Genomic DNA, 3388 nt, shown 5'->3' on the forward strand with positions numbered 1-3388 from the left:
AGTTAAGGTTGATAAAAAGTCTAATGAAATCACAGCCCCATCCGGCTTTACTAAAAGTATTAGAATTGAATGGAAGCATTGTCACCATTGATGCTCTGGGCTGTCAGAGGTCAATTGTGAAGTCAATTGTCGAACAAAAAGGAGATTATGTAATCACCTTAAAAAAGAACCAACCATCCCTGTATGCCCGAGTAGAAGAGTTGTTTAAACAAGCAATTAGACAAGGATTTTCGGGTTTTACACATACAGCTTATTCGACAAATAAAGAGAGTAATCACGGTCGCTCAGAAATTCGACATCACTTAATGCTCAGTGACATCAAAGAGCTAATTGACCCCGACAATCAATGGGAGAAATTTCAGAGTATAGGTATGATAGAATCCGTGAGAATAGTGAAGGGAAAAACAACTATTGAAACTCGTTATTACATTAGTAGTTTACCAAATGATGCTCAAAAATTTGGTAAATCAGTCCGGAGCCATTGGGGAATTGAAAATTCTTTACATTGGGTATTAGATGTGGGTTTTCGTGAAGATGAGTGTCGGATTAGAAAAGATAATGCTCCCCAAAATTTTGCTATGATTAGACACATCTCGCTCAATCTTTTGAATCAAGAGAAAACTTCAAAAAGTGGAGCAAAAAATAAGCGACTTCGAGCCGGGTGGGATGATGACTATTTGACTAAAATCCTCGCTGTTGCAGTTAACTAAATTCTCACGAATAACTCATTACTAACTATTATACAACTTGTCAACAGTGGTTGTAATAGTTTTATTGTCTCAAAATTAGCACAAGCGTAAAAACCACCATTAATCAGTTACTGTTTTCTTACTAAAGTCATTACAAAGCGTGTCGTGCGATTCGTTTAACCTAAAATAGGGATTAAAAAACCCCTTATGGGATGGTTAACCCAGTTGATGAAACTGGTGATAACTGACTACACATATAGGTGAGGGTATTGCCCAAGTCCTATCCTCCAAGTGCAGGAGTGAAAGCATATCCCCTAGTTTATTGGGTAGCAACCAATAGGCTAAAGCGGGGATAAAAGATAAAAATACTGAAAGCCAAATTTGGTAATTGTCGAGCAAGAGTCCATGCGTAGCGAAAGCAAAGATGTGTCTGAACCATCGTAATTGTAAATGGTGTAATGGCTAAATCAAGGATAAACCCGCTGAAAAATACGGTAAAGACTGATTAACACGCCCGCCAAAAGGCAAGGATAGGGCATAAGCGTTTGACACTCCGACTTATAAGCACCGCCCATTAAACCCGGTGGAAAGCATCACAGCTAAAGACTCTAACAATGTGTATTCGGAACGAAGTAACCCTTGATTATCTCTGGTAAGGTCGATAACCAGTAAGTAGCTAACGAACGGTAATTAAGGGAGGGATTGTATCAGAAGCGAAAGGCTCTACTGTAATGGTAGAGATATGCTGACAGATACACGGTAATTCCAAAGGAATAAAACAACTAGCAATGAATAAATCTAAAACGCTGAACAATCAGACGGTGGAGTGGAAAGACATCAACTGGCGCCAGCTAGAAAGGGTGACTTTTAAGTTGCAAAAGCGAATATTCCAAGCGAGTGAACGTGGTGATGTTAAAGCAGTTCGCAAACTTCAGAAGACCCTGATTAGGTCTTGGTCTGCAAAATGTATTGCGGTACGAAGGGTAACACAAGATAACAAAGGAAAAAATACGGCTGGTGTGGATGGCGTTAAATCGCTGACCCCAAAGCAACGTATTAACCTTGTTGGTAAGTTAAAGTTGGAAGGCAAGGCAAAACCCACTCGTAGGGTTAATATTCCCAAACCCGGAACAACGGAAACAAGACCATTAGGAATACCCACAATCAACGACCGCGCACTGCAAGCGTTAGTTAAACTAGCGCTAGAACCTGAGTGGGAGGCAAAATTCGAGCCAAACTCATACGGTTTTCGACCAGGGCGTTCCTGTCACGATGCGATTGGAGCAATATTCGACAGTATTAGTAAAAAAGCCAAATATGTGCTAGATGCTGATATTGCCAAATGCTTTGACCGTATAGACCATAGAACGTTACTCTCCAAAATACACACATACCCCACAATGAGCCGCCAATTGAAGGTATGGCTCAAAGCAGGTTACTGTGTAGGACATGAATTATTTCCTACTAATGATGGTACTCCACAAGGCGGGGTAATTTCTCCCTTACTTGCGAACATTGCCCTACATGGGATGGAAGAAAGAATAAAACAGTACGCGGAAACACTAAAAGGATACAAACGGGATAACCGTTATGCCCTTAGCCTAATCCGTTACGCTGATGACTTCGTGATAATCCATGAGGATTTAAACGTAGTCAAGAAATGTCAGGAGATAATTGCAGAATGGTTGTATGACATGGGATTGGAATTAAAATCAAGCAAGACAAAATTAACCCACACCCTTAACAAATTAGATGGAAATGTTGGGTTTGAGTTTCTAGGGTTCCATGTACAGCAGCATGAGGTAGGTAACTACCGTGCAGCATCAAATGGACACTTTAAGCTAGGTTTTAATACATTAATCACCCCTTCAAAAGCCAAGGTTAAGGCTCATCTAGCCAAAATTGCCGAAGTAATAGATACCCATAAAACCGCCCCTCAAGCTGCCTTAATTTGCAAGCTCAATCCGATAATTAGGGGATGGTCAAACTATTATTCGACAGTTGTAAGTAAGAAAACCTTTAACAAGGTTGACCATTTAACTTATGACAAGTTAAGAGCCTGGGCAAGAACGAGGGGAAAAGGGAACATCAATAAGGATAAATACTGGCGAACAGTAGGCGACCGCAATTGGTGTTTTAGTACCGAGAACGGAATAGAACTAACACAGCACTCAGATACGCCAATCGTAAGGCATATCAAAGTAAAGGGTGTTGCTAGTCCGTTTGATGGAAACTGGACTTATTGGAGCAAGCGTAGAGGTGAATACCCAGGAACTCCTAACAGGGTTGCATCATTAATCAAGCGTCAAAAGGGTATTTGTTCTCACTGTGGTTTGTACTTTACCAGTACAGATGTTGTAGAAGTTGACCATATTAAACCGACATCATTAGGTGGAAGAGATACCTACGACAACCTGCAACTTCTGCATAAACACTGCCACGACGCAAAGACAGCAACAGATGGGTCAATACACGATAAAGAAGGTGTCAAAACCGATAGCGTGTCTTAAATCGTATCCATAACAAGGATGGTATTATCAAGGAGCCGGATGAGGTGAAAGTCTCACGTCCGGTTCTGAAGGAGAGGTAGAGGTGGCAACGCCTCTATCGACTCTAACTGTAGCTTCTTTGAATGGTGAATTTATCTCAAAATATACTCACCACTGATGAACAGTGTTCAATAAGATGCGTTCCCCCTG

General features: G+C 40.9%; 1 protein-coding gene and 1 pseudogene. Both read left to right on the top strand.

Annotated features, from left to right (window positions below; translation table 11 throughout):
* Positions 1-710 (top strand): annotated as a pseudogene (locus QUB16_RS32990) (ISAs1 family transposase); the annotation flags it as partial.
* 767 nt (positions 711-1477) lie between these two features.
* On the top strand, positions 1478-3199 hold the full coding sequence (gene ltrA / locus QUB16_RS32995) for a group II intron reverse transcriptase/maturase (RefSeq protein WP_445251188.1): 1722 nt from the start codon (positions 1478-1480) through the stop codon (positions 3197-3199).
* The last annotated feature ends 189 nt before the right edge of the window (positions 3200-3388 follow it).

Source organism: Microcoleus sp. D3_18a_C4 (assembly GCF_036702415.1).
Taxonomy (GTDB): domain Bacteria; phylum Cyanobacteriota; class Cyanobacteriia; order Cyanobacteriales; family Microcoleaceae; genus Microcoleus.